Source organism: Henriciella sp. (assembly GCF_029937755.1).
In the GTDB taxonomy this organism is placed as follows: Bacteria; Pseudomonadota; Alphaproteobacteria; order Caulobacterales; family Hyphomonadaceae; genus Henriciella.
This window is the reverse complement of sequence record NZ_JAPYPG010000015.1, coordinates 1-16,280: the sequence shown is the minus strand read 5'-3', so window position 1 is coordinate 16,280 and position 16,280 is coordinate 1. Positions and strand designations below refer to the sequence as shown.

Sequence of the window (16,280 nt, the reverse complement as noted above, 5' to 3'; positions counted from 1 at the left end):
ACACTCGCTTGATTTTGTGCTTGCAGAACCGGGGCCGTCCACACATGACAGCACCGCCAGCCTTTACACGTTCCCCTGAAAGTAGGCAGAAATCTTGCAAACCGCTGTCAATGCTGACGTTTCGTTGGCGTCGACTGCTAAATTCACTGCTAAAGTGAGCCAGAATGCAACGGGTTGCAAAGTACCTTTATCGAAGACCGGGCGGTGTCCTCTATTTCGTGAGGAGCGTGCCACGTGATGTTCGGGATATGCGAACGGACCTACGACAGAAGTTCGGCTTTAGGGGTATGCAGGTCTGGAAGTCTCTGCACACGGGCGATCGCAGGGAGGCAGTATCGAGACTTGCCGCAGAACGTCGGGCCTTTGACAGGAAGCTGAACGATATTCGCGCTGAGCACGCTGGGGCCGCATCCGCTTCCGCTGCGTCGGAAAGCCTTCGCTTTGTGCCCGATACCGATGATCTGGAGCGAGCCGTTCGTGAGTGGTTTTCGGCGTATCGGGACCGTGAGAGACAACCGCCCAAATTAGGGACCATGTCAGAGCGAAGAACTGAACTGGAGCAAACAATCTCTTCGCTCAGAAGCGCATATCAGCAGGGCAATTATGCGACTTCTTCCCGGTGGATCGCGCTCTCTATCATCCAAGACAAGGGTTTGGCTGTCGCAGAAGGATCGCCTTTATTCGACCAGCTTTGCAATCTGGCAATTAGGGGGCAACTTGAGTTTAGCCGCCAGCTCCTCGACGAGCTGGAAGAGCCTGCCGTCAGAGTAACAGATGAAGCGCTTTTTGGGCGCGGCAGGTTTGACGCCGACAGACTATCGGCGTCCGCACCCAATAAAACAGTTGCTCAATTGGCAGAGGAGTGGATGGACCAGCCGGGTGCATCGAACAACCCGAAAACGCGACGCCAAAAGGCGTCTCGTATCGCGATCATTGTTGAAGCGCTGGGTGCCTCAAAGAAGGTGACTTCAATTACTCAGGACGACTGCAGAAAGCTGCTGGCCGAAGTGATCGAAAAATTCCCCGCCAGTGGAACCAAGACTGGCGTGAAGCGCCCGCTAGCCGAGATACTGTCGGATGCTGAGCAACGAAACCTCAGTCCCATGAAGAAGAAGACCCAGAGCCAGTACGTAACTATAACGAGGTCTTTGTTTGATTGGGCAAAGCGGACTGGCATCCGGGCAGACAATCCTGCGGACATACTGCGCGTGAATGTCCCGCGTAGCCGACCAAGACGCCCCTTTCGAATGAGCTGCAGAAACTTTTTGATGCCCCGATATTTACGGGCTGTGTTGATGATGAACTCGGATATCGGCGCGCGGGCAACAACAAGCCGAAACGTCATCGCTATTGGCTGCCGCTGATCGCTCTATTCACCGGCATGAGGATCGATGAAATCTGTCAGCTGGCGGCTGATGATATCCGAGTAATCGAGAACATCTGGGTGATCGAACTCTGGACGGATGATGAGAAGGACAGGTCCACAAAGACGAAGCCTAGCGACCGCCGTATTCCGGTTCACCCAGAACTCGTGAAGCTCGGATTTATCGACTACGTCAAGGAGCGCCAGAAGTGCGGCGGCAGGCTATTCCCACACTTGACGGGCAATCCGCGAGGAACGGGCTCTGACAGCATGAGTAAATGGTTTGGGCGCTTATGTGACAGTCTGGAACTGAGCGCTTCTGATCTCACATTCCATAGTCTTCGACATAATTTTCGAGATGCTCTTCGGGAGCCCTCGCCTTCATGGTAGCCGACATAGTCGCTAAGCGGGCTGACACCGTTACTCGTCTTTGGCTTGGACTTGTCCTTGAATTGCGCAGCAGATTGCTGCTTCTGGCGGCTGCGATACTCGAAGCCGCCCTTGATGGCGGAGATGCTTCCCAGATCGAAGGTGCGCTCGATATCGGCATAGAGTCGGCCCTCGGCATCCTCGACATCGCGGTTCTCCACCACGATCTGTTTGAGCGAAGTGTAGAGTTCCGGGCTTGAATAGATCTCTTCGACCGATGTGTTCGGATAGCCGAACACCGGGGCATATGGGTCGGCGAGATCGTAGCTCATATCCGCCGTGCCTTCCCACACATATTTGAGGTCCTCGGGTGTCTCGACATTGGTTTCCGACCAGCCGAGGCCCGCTTCGACCAGCCACTGGTCCAGCGCCCATTCGCCGCTGCCTGTAAGGATCAGCGAATCGCGTTCCTCACTGCGACGCTGATTGTTAGAGCCGATGGTGGCATCCCGGAACGTGGCCGCAACGACGGTGTCGTCCTCAAGCCTCACATCCTCGATCGAGGAGCCGGCCTTAAATTTGTTGAGGAACTGGTACTTGGTCTGAAGCAGGTCATATTTCGAGTAGAGCGCATTGAGCTCATAGGTCTGGTTGTTTGTAGGACTGAAGGAGACGGCGCCAAGAAGACCGAGGCGCTCGCGGTCTTCCTCGAACATCCGAAGCTGGCCATTCTCCCACATCTGCGCGCTGGCGACGTCTTCCGCAAGGTCGCCGCCGATCAGGTCGCCGACACTGTTCCAGCCACCCGAGGCCAGAACGTCCTGGCGCACGCTGCGGTCGGAATAGGCGACTGCGGCCAGTGCCGAAAGCTTGCCGTCGAGAAACTCGTTCGCGCCGATCAGGCTCAGCTTCGGACCGAGTTCGCCGGAAAGGTCGTTATAGAAGCCCGCCACATCGGCGCTGAACAACGGCTTGTTCACCGCACCAGGATCGTGCGTGATCAGATTGATCTGACCGCTCAGCCCACCCTCTGTATCCTCCGCAGAGGGTGATTTGACGATCTCAATTGTGCTGAACAGGTCTGACGCGAAGAGGTCCAGCGGGACCGCCCGGCCATTGTCGGAGGATGTCGCCGTCATGCCGTTGATCGTGGTCCGCGAGAATTCCGGCGGCAGGCCGCGAATGGTTACGAACTGGCCTTCGCCCTGGTCCCGGGTGATCGAAACACCAGGCACGCGCTGGATCGCTTCGGCAACGTTCTGGTCAGGCAGTTCGCCAACCTCCGTTGAAGTGATCACGTCGCGGATGTCGTCAGCGGCGCGCTTGTTCTGCAAGGCGCGTGTCCAGCTTGCACGATAGCCAGTGACCGTAATCGTGTCCTGAACGGCTGCGGCCTCCTGCCCATCATTCGACGTGTTGTTCGTGTCAGCTACCTGCCCGACAGCAGGCAGTGCGAAAGCAAGCGCGGCGGCACATGTGCCGCCCAAGAAATACCGATTCATGATCCAAACCCCCAAAAAGTGGAAAACTGCTCCAAGCGCGCCAAATATTCACGATTGACGACAAGAGGCCTTTTTGGAAATTTTTCTTAATTGATCAAATTAAGTATTTATGACATTACAGTAGTTCTGCTTTGTCATAAAATTTATAAAGTGTAGATATAAACTTTATTTGCTTAATCCATATTTTTGGAGAGAGAAACCCGTTTTGTTGGAAACTCACTGTTGACTGGAAATCACGAATGAGCCGGCGCATGGGCAGCGAAGGGGACATGCTTCTTTTTGATGTCATCGCCAGGGCGGGCAGCTTCGCCAGTGCAGCTCGTGAGCTCGGCATGACACCCGGCGCCATTAGCCGGCGGGTAAAGACCATGGAGGAGCGCCTCGGCGTCCACCTCTTTTCCCGCACAACTCGGTCGCTCAAGCTGACCGAACCCGGGCAGATCTTCGCCGCGCGATGCGCAGAAGTCGCGCAGTCCATCAAGGAGGCCGAAGTCCTGGTGGCACGTGAAGCCCAAGACCCAGGCGGCCTTGTCCGGCTCGGAGTATCGGCCTCCCTGGCCCAGGAGTTGGTCCTGCCGCGCCTTCGCGAGTTCTGCGAGTCCCATCCCGCGATCCGGGTCGACCTTGTGACAGGAGGAAGCAATCTCTCCATTCACAAGGACAAGCTCGATGCTCTGGTCATCGCGTCGGAACCGCAAGAGACAAGCATAATCGGGAAGATTCTTTTCCGCTCTCCCTGGGTGACGGTCGCTTCACCCGCCTATCTGTCGCGCCATGACGCCCCTGAGCATCCCGAGGATCTGCTTGAGCATTCCTGCCTTGTGCCGGTGAACCTGGCCGGCGAGTTGCGCGACAGGTGGAGCTATCGCGGTGAAAAGGGGCCGGTCATCGTGCAGCCGCGCCCCTACATATCCGGCCTATCGATTCACCTCTTTGACCTATGCAAGAGCGGACTTGGCATCGCTCGCCTGCCCGCGCATCTCGTCACCGGTTCCATCGCGCAGGGCGATCTGGTCAGTGTGCTCGACCATTATCCCAGCAGCGAGCGACGGCAGGTCTATCTACAATACCCCCGCGTGCCCTACCGCTCTTACCGGGCAACCCTGCTTATAGACTTCCTGACAGCCTCGCTCGACGATGTTGCCGCCGAACTGCACCGCACCGCCACAGGAGTGCCGGAATGACAACTGACACGCCTTTCCTTCGCCCGCGCCGCCGCGACCTCCTGGCCGGATCCGGCGCGTTGACCTTCGCCGGTTTCACTGGTGCCGGAGAGCGGCAAGCGCCCACCACTCTTTTTCCCTTTGGTGTAGCCAGTGGTGATCCGTTGTCTGACAGGTGTATCATCTGGACGCGGCTTGCCCGGACGCCGCTGAAAGCAGATGGCGGCATGCCGGCCAAGCCTGTCACGGTGAAATGGTTTGTTGCCAGCGCCTCGGCACCCGCCAAAACCCTGCGAAGAGGAGAAGTCCGTACACGGCCGGGTCTCGGGCATAGTGTGCATGTCGACGTGACCGGGCTCGCGCCCGGGCAGGCCTGCCGCTACTGGTTCGAAGCCGATGGCGAGACGAGCCCCGGAGGCCTCTTCAGGACTTCCGATCCGGCGAGCGACACGTGCCGACTGGCTGTGGCATGTTGCAACAATTATGAGCACGGCTATTTCACCGCCTTCGACCATATCGCCGATCTGGAGCCGGACGTGCTGTTCCACGCTGGCGACTATATCTACGAAAAGGCTGCGAAGCCCGGCCTGCCGCGCCAGCACATCGGCGGGGAGTGTATGAACCTCACCGACTACAGGCGTCGATACGCTCAATATCGTCTCGACCCATCAATGCAGCGCATGCATGCTGCAGTGCCCATTATTGCAAGCTGGGACGACCATGAAGTCGCCGGCAACTGGGCGGGCATGTATGACAAGCAGCGTTCGCCCGTATTTGCACACCGCCGCAAGGCCGCCTTCCAGGCCTTCTACGAATTCATGCCAGTCAGGGCCCGGCCCGCTCCGGGTTGGACCGCTTTGCAGCTCTACCGCGCGTTCACCTTCGGCGCGGGCTTGCGTTTCTTTGCTCTCGATACGAGGCAATACCGAAGCGACCAGGCCTGCGGGGACAAGACACAGCGGCCCTGCGACGCCCTCCATGAGACCGACCGCACAATGCTCGGCGCTGCCCAAAAATCCTGGCTGGAGGGAAAACTAGCGACGCTCGATGGCGGCTGGGCCGTCATCGGTCAGCAGGTTCCATCCTATCGCCAGATCGTCCATGACAGCGAAGGTCCGTGGATATCCATGGACAAGTGGGACGGCTATCCGGGCGCGCAAGCGGATTTCCATGCGATGCTTGCCCGCTACACCAAGGGGCGGACACTCGTCATCTCCGGTGACTCGCATGCCCACTATCTGAGCGAGCTGCGCACGGACTGGGGCGATCCACATACACGCTTCGGCATGGAACTGACCGTGACCTCCGTCACCTCCAGCGGAGATGGCAACGAGCGGCGCGAGAGCTGGGAGCCACTTTCGGCGCAGAATCCGCATATTATCGATCACCACGACCGCCGCGGTTTCTGCCTCATTGAGGCCACGCGGGAGACCCTCACTATCCAACCCATCAGCTTCGACAAGATCTCCCAACCGGGCGCCAGTGCGCTCTATCGCAAGCGATTCGAAATGACGTAGTGGCCCATGTCCGCTTTTGCGCCCAATACCGTTTGCAGAGCTCCGCTATGTCATCAGGCCCGCACTTCGCTCCTGAACGCGCCAGGCGTTTTGCCGACCCAGCGCTTGAAGGCACGGGTAAAGGCGCTCTGTTCCGAAAAGCCTGTCAGGAAGGCAATTTCCGCCAAGGAATATTTGGTTTCACCCATAAGCGATTGCGCCAGTTCCAGTCGGGCCTGGTTGACGAGGTGCTGGTAGGTCGCGCCTGCATCGGCGAGACGGCGTTGCAATGTGCGTGCACTCATGCCGAGACTGGCCGCGACCGAGGTGAGCGGCGGCACGCCATCGCTCAGCATATCGGCAATCTGCAGCACGATCTGGCGTTCGAAGGGCACCTTGTCATCGGCCAGCGTCTCTTCAATGTGGTCGGAGAAGAACTTCCAGATGCTTTGGTCACCGACGAGGTTGGGCATGTCCAGCCGCTCGGCCGGCAGGACGATGGCATCGATATCGGCGCCGAAGACCACCGGGCACCGGAAATGCGCTTCAAGGGCTTTCTCGCTACCATAAGGCCGGTGGCGGAAGTGTACCGACTGGGGCCGGTTGTGGGCCCCGGTGGCTTCACGGCAGATGTTGACGTATGTGGCAAGGGCCCCCTCATTCGAGAGGTGCATTCCCAGACGATTCGGCGTCGTGCGCTTGTGCGTCCAGAGGTAAGTATCGCCATTGTCGACGAGCTTGAACGTCGATGCCGTATTATAAAGTCTGGAATACCGGTCCATCCGCTGGAACGAGTGGCGAAGGTCTGGCGCTGACTTCCAGGCCAGTCCAACAGCGCCAAGATCCGCGCAGGTTACTGATTGCGAGACACGAATGTGGAAGCCGATGTCGGGCTTCTCCTTTTCGGCGATCGTTTCAAGCAGGGTGTAGTAGTCTGTGTCGGAGATCATGACTGTTGGATCGAGCGGCGCGGACATGTCGAGGCCGCAGGAGCGGAAAAGGGCGGCCCGGTCAAGGTCCGGACCGGCCTGATCGATCATCCTGACCGCAAACAGTGCCGATATTTGCGCCATATCTGTCCGCGGCCAATGCAACCGCGCCCCATTCCCCACGCCTCGGTGCGCTCACTTTAGGGGCTTTTCTCGAAGGTTCAAATGGTCAGAGCCAAGAGGTTGACGCGAGCGGTCAAAAACCTGTCGCGCGCCGTCAATACGGGCAGCCCTGCCCGCCGATAGCTTTGCCACACCTTGAACCGAACAGCGGACAGGCGGTCACACAGCCCCCTCCGGATCGGTTCAAGGTCTGTGATAACCGATCTGGAGACCTGCTGCCATGTCCGACCCGAAACACAAACCCGATCCGATCATGACGATCGTGATTTCCGCAACGATTGCGATTTCCGTCTACGCCGGTGCTGCGTCTGCCCAGGACGGCAAGTCCCGGCCTGCAACAGCCTCGCTGCCGCCGGTCAATGACGGGCTGCCCATGCCAGGCTTTGACATTGTCGCCGGCGAAACCGCCATAGTGGTGACCGACCCTCAGAATGACTTCCTCTCCCCCGAGGGTGTCACCTGGGGCGTCGTTGGCCAGAGCATTACCGAGAACGGCACGGTCGAGCACATCGAAGCACTCTTCAAGGCTTCCGACGAGACGAGCATGCCGCTCTTCATCTCGCCGCACTACTATTACGAACATGACCATCGCTGGAAATTCGAAGGCACGCTGGAAACCCTGATGCACTCGATCGGCATGTTCGACCGGCCGAATGCCCTCGATCTTGAAAGCTTCGAGGGCTCCGGCGCTGACTGGCTCGAACAGTACAAACCGTACATTGAGAATGGCGAAACCGTCGTGACCAGTCCCCACAAGGTCTATGGACCCGACAGCAATGATCTCGCGCTTCAACTTCGCAAGGCGGGAATTTCGAAAGTCATCCTTGCCGGCATGTCGTCGAACCTCTGTACCGAGTCGCACATGCGCAGCCTGATCGAGCAGGGTTTTGAGGTCATGGTTGTCACCGACGCGACAGCCGGCGCCATTACCGAGCATTATAATGGCTATGAAGCCTCTCTCACCAATTTCCGGATGATCGCCAGCAAGGTCGATAACACCGAGAACACGGTGAAGGCGATCAACGCCGCCTACAGCCGGTAACCGCCTCCCCGCGGGTCATCCAGCATCACCCCTCCGCCCATGGATGACCCACCTCGCGCCCGGCCGACGTGCCTCTGATCTCCCCGTCAGCCGGGCGCCCCTTCCCGAATTCGACAGCGGTTCCGTCCATCGCATCGCTGAACGAAGCCCTGCTGTGCCGGCTCTTCAAGGGTCCGTTCACAGCTCTTCCAACCCGCTGCCTCTGCAGCCCGTAAACCAAAGGACTGAAACCATGACCCACAAACTCCTCCTCGCCGGAACGATGCTCGCCATGGCATGTATGCCGGCCTTTCCGAGCTTTGCTGAAGACGAGCACAATGTTTCGACCGGCATCACGGCCGCCGGTGCGCCGCTTGGACTTCACGGCGTTGACCCTGTCGCGCTCTCGACGCTGAATGCCGTCGCCGAAGGTGACGCTGCGCATACCATCGTGAATGACGGGGTGGCCTACTACTTCGCCTCAGCCGACGCGGCGCGGACCTTCAAGGCCGACCCGGACCGGTACAAGCCGCAGTATGGCGGATTCTGCGCCTACGCCGTGGCGGTCGGCAAGAAGTTCGATGGCGACCCGCACTATGCCGATATCGTTGATGGCAAGCTCTATCTCTTCGTCAACGCTGCGATCTTCGAGAAGTACAAGAAGGACCGCAAGGGCACGATCGCCAAGGCCGACAAGACATGGCCGAGCATACAGCACAAGGCTGTCGGCGACCTGTAGCGACGAATGCGGCGGCCTGGCTTGGCCGGGCCGCCCTCCCATCCTGATTTCTGGAGAAGACCGATGCGTAGGCCCGTCCCACCCTTCACACTTGAATCCGCCATCGAAAAGGTTCGCCTCGCCGAAGACGGCTGGAACAGCCGCGATCCGGAGAAGGTATCCATGGCGTACTCAACTGACAGTCTTTGGCGCAATCGCCGCATGTTCATCTATGGCCGCTGCGAGATCGTGCGCTTCCTTGAGTGGAAGTGGCGCCAAGAGCGAGAGTATAGGCTCGTGAAAGAGTTGTTCGCCTTTCAGGACAACCGGATCGCCGTCCGCTATGCCTACGAATACCACAATGATGAGAGCAACTGGTTTCGTGCCTATGGCAATGAGAACTGGGAGTTCGATGAGGACGGCCTGATGGTGCGCCGCCATGCCAGCATCAACGACTTGCCAATCCGCGAAGAGGAAAGGTTGTTATACTGGCCGCTGGGCAGGCGGCCAGATACCTATCCGGGATTGAGCACGTTGGGCCTTTAGCAATTGTAGACAGCTCCATCGCAATTAAAGATTTCACTGGACGAGTTACCGCAGCAAACAATATGCCTCTCCTTTTGCGTCCAGCACGGGAAATGGCTGCGCGTTGAAACCGGAACTGTAGAGAACTGAGTTTACAGTTCGATACTTTCTGCCAGCGCCAATGCATCTTCGACCTCAACACCGAGATATCGAACCGTGCTGTCGATCTTTGTGTGACCGGGTAGCAGCTGGACAGCGCGCAGGTTGCCAGTCTTCCTGTAGATCAGAGTTGCTTTGGTTCTGCGCATGGAATGGGTCGCATAGGAGGACCTCGGTAGACCTATCGAGAAAATCCAAGCTTCGACGAGACGGGCATACTGTCTCGTCGAGATATGCCGGCTTGTGTCCTTGCGACTCGGGAACAGCCAGTCATGTGCTCTGAGTTCCTTTGCTTCGCACCATGTTAAAATCGATTCGCGGGTCTGCTTTGTGATCTCGAACTGGACGGTATTGCCCGTTTTACTCTGAAGCACTTTCGAGCGACCGCGTATTTCCCCGCCCGTTCTGACATCCGCAACACGCAATGAGACCAAATCACGGCCCCTAAGTTTGCTGTCCAGGGCGAGATTGAAGAGCGCGAGATCCCGGCGTTTTTCTGCAATCTCGAGACGGACCCGAATCGCCCAGACCTCTTGCGGCTTGAGCGGCGCCTTCTGGCCCACCAGCTTGCCTCTATTCCAAGGAACCCATGTTCCTGAGTTTGCGTCGAACGGCATGATTACCTCCTGCAGTTGCCATTCGATCCGGCCTCAATGCATGTGCCACGCCGAAACTCTTGCGTGGCCTGTTCGGCAGCAGCCGAGTACCAGAAGATCCCGAAAGCAGATCTTGGCTGCCGGCAAGTCTCAGTGAAAATCCCGGCTGGCGGGGATTATGCGGACGTTTCTTGGATGGCCTGCGTTGGCGCGTGAAGGCGGACCCTTGCGGTCGGGGATGGGGCGGCGGACTTCGTCGGCGCGGGCAATGGCATGTCTCAGCGGATCGGTCTGGGCTTCTTCCGATAGCAGGGACAGGTCGCCGGTCAGGTCGATCAGCTGGTTCGCGACGATATGCGTGACATTGTCGGCGGTCTGGACCCGTCCGTTCACCAGCAGGATACGTGCGCCCATCAGGGCCGGGCGATAGATCTCCCCAACTCGCGGCCAGATTACCAGATTGGCAATGCCGGTCTCGTCCTCCAGCGTGACGAAATAGACCCCGCTTGCCGATCCCGGCCGCTGGCGGACCAGGACGACACCGGCCGTGCGGACCCGTGCGCCGTTTCGCATGGCCGTGGCCTCCGCTGTCGTCTTCAGACCGAAACGGTTATAGCGCTCCCGCAGGAAGGTCATCGGGTGATCCTTTAGCGACAGGCGTGTTGTCTGGTAATCCTGCAGCACTTGTTCGGAGGCCGGCATGGCGGGCAGGCTGACTGTCTCCTCGCCGCCCTGTTCAGCCTCATCGGCAGCTGCAAAGAGCGGTAGCGTCTGGCCGGTCGCCTCGCCCCGAACGGCCCAGAGGGCGGCACGCCGGTCGAGCCCCATCGAGCCGAAGGCATCGGCGGCGGCCAGCACTTCCAGCGAGCGGCGGGTAATACCGGAGCGCCGGCGGATATCCTCCGGACGCTCATAGCCGGCGCCCCGCGCCTGCATCAGCGCTTCCATCTCGTCTTCGCGCAGGCCATCGACCTGGCGAAAACCGAGGCGGACAGCGAGATATTCTCCTTCACCCGGCTCCAGCGTATTATCCCAGTCCGACAGGTTCACATCGACCGGGCGGATTTCGACGCCATGTTCGCGCGCATCCCGGACGATCTGGGCCGGGGCGTAAAAGCCCATGGGCTGGCTGTTGAGGAGGGCGGCACAGAAGACGTCCGGATGATGGCATTTCAGCCATGAGGAAACATAGACGAGCAGGGCGAAGGAGGCGGCATGGCTTTCCGGAAAGCCATATTCGCCGAAGCCCTTCACCTGGTTGAAGCAGTTCTGGGCAAAGGCCCGGTCATAGCCGCGCGCGGCCATACGCTCGACCATCATCTCTTCATAATTCTGGATCGTGCCGACCTTGCGGAAGGTGGCCATGGCCCGGCGAAGGCCGTTGGCTTCCTCAGGCGTAAACTTCGCGGCCTCCATGGCGATCTGCATCGCCTGTTCCTGGAAGAGCGGGACACCGAGTGTCCGGCTGAGGATACGTTCGAGCTCATCGGGCGGTCCATGCTCAGGGGCAGGGCTCGGATAGGCCACACGCTCCAGCCGCTTTCGGCGGCGCAGATAGGGATGGACCATATCGCCCTGGATCGGCCCGGGCCGGACGATCGCAACCTCGATGACGAGATCGTAGAAGACGCGCGGTCGTAGCCTTGGCAGCATGTTCATCTGGGCCCGGCTTTCGACCTGGAAGACGCCGAGACTGTCGCCCTCGCAGAGCATGTCATAGGTCACCGTGTCATCGGGTGGGATGCTGGCAAGGTCATGCTCGATACCCTTGTGCAGGCTGAGCAGGTCAAAGGCCTTGCGGATGCACGTCAGCATGCCGAGGGCGAGGATATCAACCTTCATCAGGCCGAGGGCGTCGATGTCGTCCTTGTCCCATTCGATGAAGGTGCGTTCGTCCATGGCGGCATTGCCGATGGGGACGGTTTCCGTCAGCCGGTCGCGCGTCAGGACGAAGCCGCCGACATGCTGGGAGAGGTGGCGCGGGAAACCGATGAGTTGGCGGGTCAGGGTAATGGCGCGGCGCACCATCGGGTTGGCCGGATCAAGACCGGCTTCCCGTATTTGCTTCGAATTGATCTCCGAGCCCCAGCTGCCCCAGACGGTTCCCGCCAGCGCGGAGGCAACATCCTCTGAGAGGCCGAGCGCCTTGCAAACCTCACGCACCGCCGAGCGTGGGCGGTAGGAGATCACGGTCGCTGTCAGCGCGGCCCTGTTGCGGCCATAGCGGCGATAGACATACTGGATGACTTCCTCGCGCCGCTCATGCTCGAAATCGACATCGATGTCCGGCGGCTCCTTGCGCTCCTTGGATAGAAACCGCTCGAAGAGGAGGCTGGTCGTACCGGGATTGACGCTGGTGATGCCGAGGCAGAAACAGACCGCCGAATTCGCCGCCGAGCCACGCCCCTGGCAGAGGATGAACTGGTCGCGCGCCCACGCGACGATGTCATGTACTGTCAGGAAGTAAGGTGCGTAGTTGAGGTCCTCGATGAGGCTGAGCTCCTTTTCGAGCGCAGCTTGTACCGAAGTAGGCAGCCCATCTGGATAACGCCAGGCCGCACCGGCCCAGGTCAGGTCTTCGAGATGCTGCTGGGGCGTCTTGCCGGGCGGGACAGGTTCGTCTGGATAGACATAGGCGAGTTCGTCGAGGCTGAAGTGGCAGCGCCGGACAATCTCTTCCGTACACTGAAGGGCGGGCTCGAAGCCTTTGAAAAGCCGGGCTATTTCCTGAGGCGGTTTCAGATGGCGCTCACCATTGGCTTCCAGCCTGAAACCGGCGTTGTCGATCGTGCAGTGGTCCCGGATACAGGTGAGAATATCCTGGAGCGGACGGCGCTCGGGGGCGTGGTAAAGCACGTCATTCACGGCCACCACGGGCACACCGCTACGGGCACAGACATCACTCAGCCGGGCAATCCTTTCCCGGTCACGGCCATGGAAACGAAAGCAGCCGGCAACATAGAGCCGGTCACCCGCCACATGACGAAACCGCTCCAGAAGACCAGCAAACGCATCATCAAGCCTGTCGGGGGGCATGATGATCAGGACCTGCCCTTCGGAAGCGGCGAGAATATCCTCCTCGAGGATCCGGCATTCGCCTTTTTCCGAGCGGAGCTTTCCCTCACTCAGCAGGCTGGAGAGGCGCCCATAGGCGGCCCGGTCGGTCGGATAGCAGAGAATGTGCGGGCCGGTTTCGGGCACCAGCCGGGCGCCCACGAGCAGGCGGAGCCCGTGTTCCTTGGCCGCGATATGGGCCCGTACAACGCCCGCCAGCGTATTGCGGTCAGCAATCCCGATGGCCGAAAGGCCGAGCCGGGCGGCCTGGAGGACCAGTTCTTCGGCATGGCTTGCCCCGCGCAGGAAGGAGAAATTCGTGGTGACGGCAAGTTCGGCATAGGCGCTCATGCGAAAAGCCCCTGCATGTACCAGTCCGGCGCCCCGCCGCGCCCGTCACCATAGAGGCCGTCGCGAAACAGCCAGTAGCGCCGCCCGGTCTCGTCCTCGACGCGATAATAGTCACGCGCCCGGGAGAGCGGGTATATCGGCTCGCCCGGGTCTTCTCGCGAGAGTGCCTCCCGTGCCTCTGCGATCAGGTTGGCATCGGCGCGTTTGTCGAGCTTCGGGGCCAGCCATTTGCGTTCCGCACCTTTCGGGCTCGTCGCGGGTGGTGGGGCGCTGCTGTGCTTCCACCATTCCGGACTGATCCGTTCCGGCCCGTCCGCCCGGACGACACGGCGGGTCACGCGGCGCCAGACAAAATGAAGCGGGGGGCCGTCCGGCACTTCGGCCAGCACCCGGATGCGCTCCGGCCGTTCGAATATCCGGATCGGCCGGGGACCGGCCTGCCGGGACGAAGCCGGCTTATCGGGTATGGCACCTTCAAACGCGATGCGGGGTTCGGCAACTTCGGGGATATGGCTTTCCTGCGGGCGGGCGATCTGCACGGCCCCGGACCCGAGTCTGGCCGTGATCCGGTCTGCCAAGGCTGACAGCGCCACATCATCGGTATCGCTCGCGGCAAGGTCGCCCGACAGGGCCGCTGCACTGGTCTCCATCAGGCCTGTGCGATGGGCTTCGAGCATCAGCAGGTCGATCCCGAAGCCTGGATCAATCGTGTCGATCCGTTCCCCGAACAGCCTGATGATATGCTTGGCCGTGCGAACGGGCTGGGCTGTCCTGACAGAGACGCTGCTGCGCGTGCCGTCCGCCCGGAAGGCGTGCAGGACGAATTCCCTTGCCCCTTGGCCCCAGGCAGTGAGGTCCCCGCAGAGGTCCGCCACAAGTTGCTGGAGCCCGATCCGGATCGCCTCGCTGGTGGCAATCGGCTCCGGGCAGGCAAGCCGTGCGCTTTTCAGAGGCGCCGGGCGGAGCGGGTCGAGCGGTTCATGCCGGAGGCCGAGTGCCTGGTCGAGTCGCATGAGGACGCTCTCTGCAGCCGCCTTGGACTGGAAGCGCCGGGCAAGGGCTTTCCGGTCGATGCCGTAGAGCTGGCCGATGCGGGTGAGACCGAAACGCTTGAGGAGCTGCACCGCATCACTCGAAAGCCGCAAGGCCGTCACCGGGAGACCGGCAAGCCCGGCTTCCTCGCCGCCTTCCTCCAGAGCCTTACCGGGGGTAGCCCGGGCAAGTGCGGAGGCTGCGCCTGCCGTGCCGGCGAGGCCCATCTGATGCGGGAGGGCATTCTGCTCCAGCATGGTGGCAATGTTGGCCATCATCGCCGCCTCACCACCATGGAGGTGGGCGCATCCAGTTGTCTCCAGCATGACCGCATCGACCCCGTCGATCGCGATAAGCGGGGTGAAGCGGATCATCCAGTGAGCCAGCCGGTCGAGGGCTTCGGCATCGGCGGTCCGGTCAATCTCTTCGGCGTGAAGCTTCGGTGCCCGGGCACGCGCATCCGTGAAGCCGAGGCCGGGGCTGATGCCAAGGGTCTGTGCCCTGTGATTGGCGGCCGCGACGACCAGGCCGGAAGGGCCGGCCTCGGTCAGGACGAAGGGCAGGCGCGTCTCAGGCCCGTCTGCGCGTGTCCGGAGTGTGTTCAGGGCGAACCGTTTCCGCCTCAGCCGGGTCAGTGGCCAGTCCGGAAACCACACGGAGAGATAGCGTTTCATCATCGAGTTCCAGGTCGAAGCTGTGGCCGGCCATATGCGGGGCCTGGCGCGACCGTTCGAGTACGGCGTGCCAGCGGGGATGGCCGGGCGCCTTGCTGTCATAACGGTTGGGGGCAGACGGACGTGGCGAGACCCGCCAGCGTGCGGCCGCAGCGGTTGCGCCTTCACGGCTGTAGGGCATGAGCAGGATCGCCGGGACGCCATGGCGGCCCGACGCCAGGGTCAGCCGCCGGCTAGCGGTAAAATCCATGTCCAGAACTTCGGCAACGACCAGCCCGGCGGCCTTGGAGCGGATCGCTTCCTCGACCGCCCAGAGGGCCTCCATCGGCTTGCGGACTTGGACGTGAAGCGTGGGCAACCGCTCACGCCTGAGGGCCTTCAGGCCCGTTTCTAACAGCCGTCCGTGATTGAGGACGAGATGAGTCTGGCTCACCCAGACGACGGCTCCTGTCCTGCGGGGCGCCGCGCCGAGGACAAAGCCGGTCAGTGCCCCGTAATCGCCAAACCCGGCCTCGCAAACCTCGTGAATGCCCTGGTCCCCCAGCCCAAGCGGAAAGGCTGCGCGGCCTTTGGCTGGTGCCGTGCCTAGACGAAAAACCGCCGGAGAGAGGGAGGGTGGGGAAGCCATATGTTCATTATTTGTTCTCATGCCGCAGGAGTCAATTGCGAGCTGTATTCTGGGTATTTGTCAGCGGAACTGACGGATTGAGCGGGTGGAGCGATCCCCGTAGCCTCGATTCATGACTGCAAAGAAGCGATACGGCGCGCCAAGGACCGTCGTGACCGATAGGCTCAGATCGTATGGAGCGGCAATGAAAGACATCGGGAATATCGACCGCAAGGAGGTCGGTCGTCACCTCAATAATCGAGCGGAGAATTCGCACTTACCATTTCGCCTACGAGAACGAGCAATGCTGAGTTTCAGGCGAATGTCGAACCTGCAGAAATTCGCCTCGACCCACGCCTCGCTGCACAACCATTTCAATCTCGACCGCCATATCAACCGTAGACAGACATTCAAATTCAATCGCGACGCTGCTCTCCTCGAATGGCGGCAGCTTCTGGTCGGATAGGGCGGCGTACCTAGAGTTGCTGGAGACGGGTTCGCGTTAGACTGATGGGGTGGACGGCCCCTCCCACCGGCA

Annotated in this window: 12 protein-coding genes and 2 pseudogenes; 8 read left to right on the top strand and 6 right to left on the bottom strand. The window is 60.5% G+C overall.

Annotated features, from left to right (window positions below):
* The first annotated feature begins 164 nt into the window (after positions 1-164).
* Both Q1K29_RS18130 and Q1K29_RS18545 read left to right on the top strand, forming a co-directional pair.
* Positions 165-1,364, top strand: coding sequence for a DUF6538 domain-containing protein (locus tag Q1K29_RS18130; protein WP_366524232.1), 1,200 nt, complete (start codon positions 165-167; stop codon positions 1,362-1,364).
* A 17-nt stretch (positions 1,365-1,381) separates the two neighbouring features.
* Positions 1,382-1,669 (top strand): annotated as a pseudogene (locus tag Q1K29_RS18545) (integrase); the annotation flags it as partial.
* Here Q1K29_RS18545 and Q1K29_RS18125 read toward each other — a convergent pair.
* Positions 1,552-3,234, bottom strand: a complete 1,683-nt coding sequence (locus tag Q1K29_RS18125) for a TonB-dependent receptor plug domain-containing protein (protein WP_300396769.1) — start codon at positions 3,232-3,234, stop codon at positions 1,552-1,554. The pseudogene Q1K29_RS18545 and the gene Q1K29_RS18125 overlap by 118 nt on opposite strands.
* A 239-nt stretch (positions 3,235-3,473) precedes the next feature.
* Between Q1K29_RS18125 and Q1K29_RS18120 the strand changes: the two genes are divergently transcribed.
* Entirely contained in the window at positions 3,474-4,418 is a 945-nt protein-coding gene (locus Q1K29_RS18120; RefSeq protein ID WP_300396767.1) for a LysR family transcriptional regulator, read from the top strand.
* Positions 4,415-5,914, top strand: a complete 1,500-nt coding sequence (locus Q1K29_RS18115) for an alkaline phosphatase D family protein (RefSeq protein WP_300396765.1) — start codon at positions 4,415-4,417, stop codon at positions 5,912-5,914. Before Q1K29_RS18120 ends, Q1K29_RS18115 begins: the two co-directional genes overlap by 4 nt.
* A gap of 53 nt (positions 5,915-5,967) precedes the next feature.
* On the opposite strand, the gene Q1K29_RS18110 is transcribed toward Q1K29_RS18115, so the two are convergent.
* Positions 5,968-6,966, bottom strand: coding sequence for an AraC family transcriptional regulator (locus Q1K29_RS18110; protein WP_300396763.1), 999 nt, complete (start codon positions 6,964-6,966; stop codon positions 5,968-5,970).
* 259 nt (positions 6,967-7,225) lie between these two features.
* On the opposite strand from Q1K29_RS18110, the gene Q1K29_RS18105 reads away from it, so the two are divergent.
* The 3 genes from Q1K29_RS18105 (at position 7,226) to Q1K29_RS18095 (ending at position 9,290) form a co-directional block, all read left to right on the top strand.
* A complete protein-coding gene (locus Q1K29_RS18105; protein ID WP_300396761.1) occupies positions 7,226-8,047 on the top strand; it encodes an isochorismatase family protein in 822 nt (273 codons plus the stop codon).
* A 232-nt stretch (positions 8,048-8,279) separates the two neighbouring features.
* Positions 8,280-8,765 carry a YHS domain-containing (seleno)protein gene (locus Q1K29_RS18100; protein WP_300396759.1) on the top strand — a complete coding sequence of 162 codons (486 nt, stop codon included), beginning with the start codon at positions 8,280-8,282 and terminating at the stop codon, positions 8,763-8,765.
* Positions 8,766-8,828: 63 nt separating this feature from the next.
* Positions 8,829-9,290 (top strand): nuclear transport factor 2 family protein, encoded by a 462-nt coding sequence (locus Q1K29_RS18095; RefSeq protein WP_300396757.1) that lies wholly within the window; start codon positions 8,829-8,831, stop codon positions 9,288-9,290.
* A 131-nt stretch (positions 9,291-9,421) separates the two neighbouring features.
* Here Q1K29_RS18095 and Q1K29_RS18090 read toward each other — a convergent pair whose 3' ends face one another.
* The 4 genes from Q1K29_RS18090 to Q1K29_RS18075 all read right to left on the bottom strand — a co-directional run bounded on the left by Q1K29_RS18090 (position 9,422) and on the right by Q1K29_RS18075 (position 15,763).
* Entirely contained in the window at positions 9,422-10,045 is a 624-nt protein-coding gene (locus Q1K29_RS18090) for a tyrosine-type recombinase/integrase (RefSeq protein ID WP_300396755.1), read from the bottom strand.
* Positions 10,046-10,174: 129 nt separating this feature from the next.
* The gene (locus tag Q1K29_RS18085; RefSeq protein WP_300396753.1) at positions 10,175-13,429 is read right to left on the bottom strand and encodes an error-prone DNA polymerase; all 3,255 of its coding nucleotides are present in this window, start codon (positions 13,427-13,429) and stop codon (positions 10,175-10,177) included.
* Positions 13,426-15,135, bottom strand: coding sequence for a DNA polymerase Y family protein (locus tag Q1K29_RS18080; protein WP_300396751.1), 1,710 nt, complete (start codon positions 15,133-15,135; stop codon positions 13,426-13,428). Before Q1K29_RS18080 ends, Q1K29_RS18085 begins: the two co-directional genes overlap by 4 nt.
* Positions 15,032-15,763 carry a hypothetical protein gene (locus Q1K29_RS18075; RefSeq protein ID WP_300396749.1) on the bottom strand — a complete coding sequence of 244 codons (732 nt, stop codon included), beginning with the start codon at positions 15,761-15,763 and terminating at the stop codon, positions 15,032-15,034. Before Q1K29_RS18075 ends, Q1K29_RS18080 begins: the two co-directional genes overlap by 104 nt.
* 124 nt (positions 15,764-15,887) lie before the next feature.
* Here Q1K29_RS18075 and Q1K29_RS18070 point away from each other — a divergent pair.
* Positions 15,888-16,208, top strand: a pseudogene (locus tag Q1K29_RS18070) (DDE-type integrase/transposase/recombinase); the annotation flags it as partial.
* Between the last annotated feature and the right edge of the window lie 72 nt (positions 16,209-16,280).

Bases quoted from the DNA above. Each gene is read 5' to 3' on its own strand.
- Q1K29_RS18130 (WP_366524232.1), top strand. From the start codon at position 165: ATGCAACGGGTTGCAAAGTACCTTTATCGAAGACCGGGCGGTGTCCTC.
- Q1K29_RS18125 (WP_300396769.1), bottom strand. From the start codon at position 3,234: ATGAATCGGTATTTCTTGGGCGGCACATGTGCCGCCGCGCTTGCTTTC.
- Q1K29_RS18120 (WP_300396767.1), top strand. From the start codon at position 3,474: ATGAGCCGGCGCATGGGCAGCGAAGGGGACATGCTTCTTTTTGATGTC.
- Q1K29_RS18115 (WP_300396765.1), top strand. From the start codon at position 4,415: ATGACAACTGACACGCCTTTCCTTCGCCCGCGCCGCCGCGACCTCCTG.
- Q1K29_RS18110 (WP_300396763.1), bottom strand. From the start codon at position 6,966: ATGGCGCAAATATCGGCACTGTTTGCGGTCAGGATGATCGATCAGGCC.
- Q1K29_RS18105 (WP_300396761.1), top strand. From the start codon at position 7,226: ATGTCCGACCCGAAACACAAACCCGATCCGATCATGACGATCGTGATT.
- Q1K29_RS18100 (WP_300396759.1), top strand. From the start codon at position 8,280: ATGACCCACAAACTCCTCCTCGCCGGAACGATGCTCGCCATGGCATGT.
- Q1K29_RS18095 (WP_300396757.1), top strand. From the start codon at position 8,829: ATGCGTAGGCCCGTCCCACCCTTCACACTTGAATCCGCCATCGAAAAG.
- Q1K29_RS18090 (WP_300396755.1), bottom strand. From the start codon at position 10,045: ATGCCGTTCGACGCAAACTCAGGAACATGGGTTCCTTGGAATAGAGGC.
- Q1K29_RS18085 (WP_300396753.1), bottom strand. From the start codon at position 13,429: ATGAGCGCCTATGCCGAACTTGCCGTCACCACGAATTTCTCCTTCCTG.
- Q1K29_RS18080 (WP_300396751.1), bottom strand. From the start codon at position 15,135: ATGAAACGCTATCTCTCCGTGTGGTTTCCGGACTGGCCACTGACCCGG.
- Q1K29_RS18075 (WP_300396749.1), bottom strand. From the start codon at position 15,763: ATGGCTTCCCCACCCTCCCTCTCTCCGGCGGTTTTTCGTCTAGGCACG.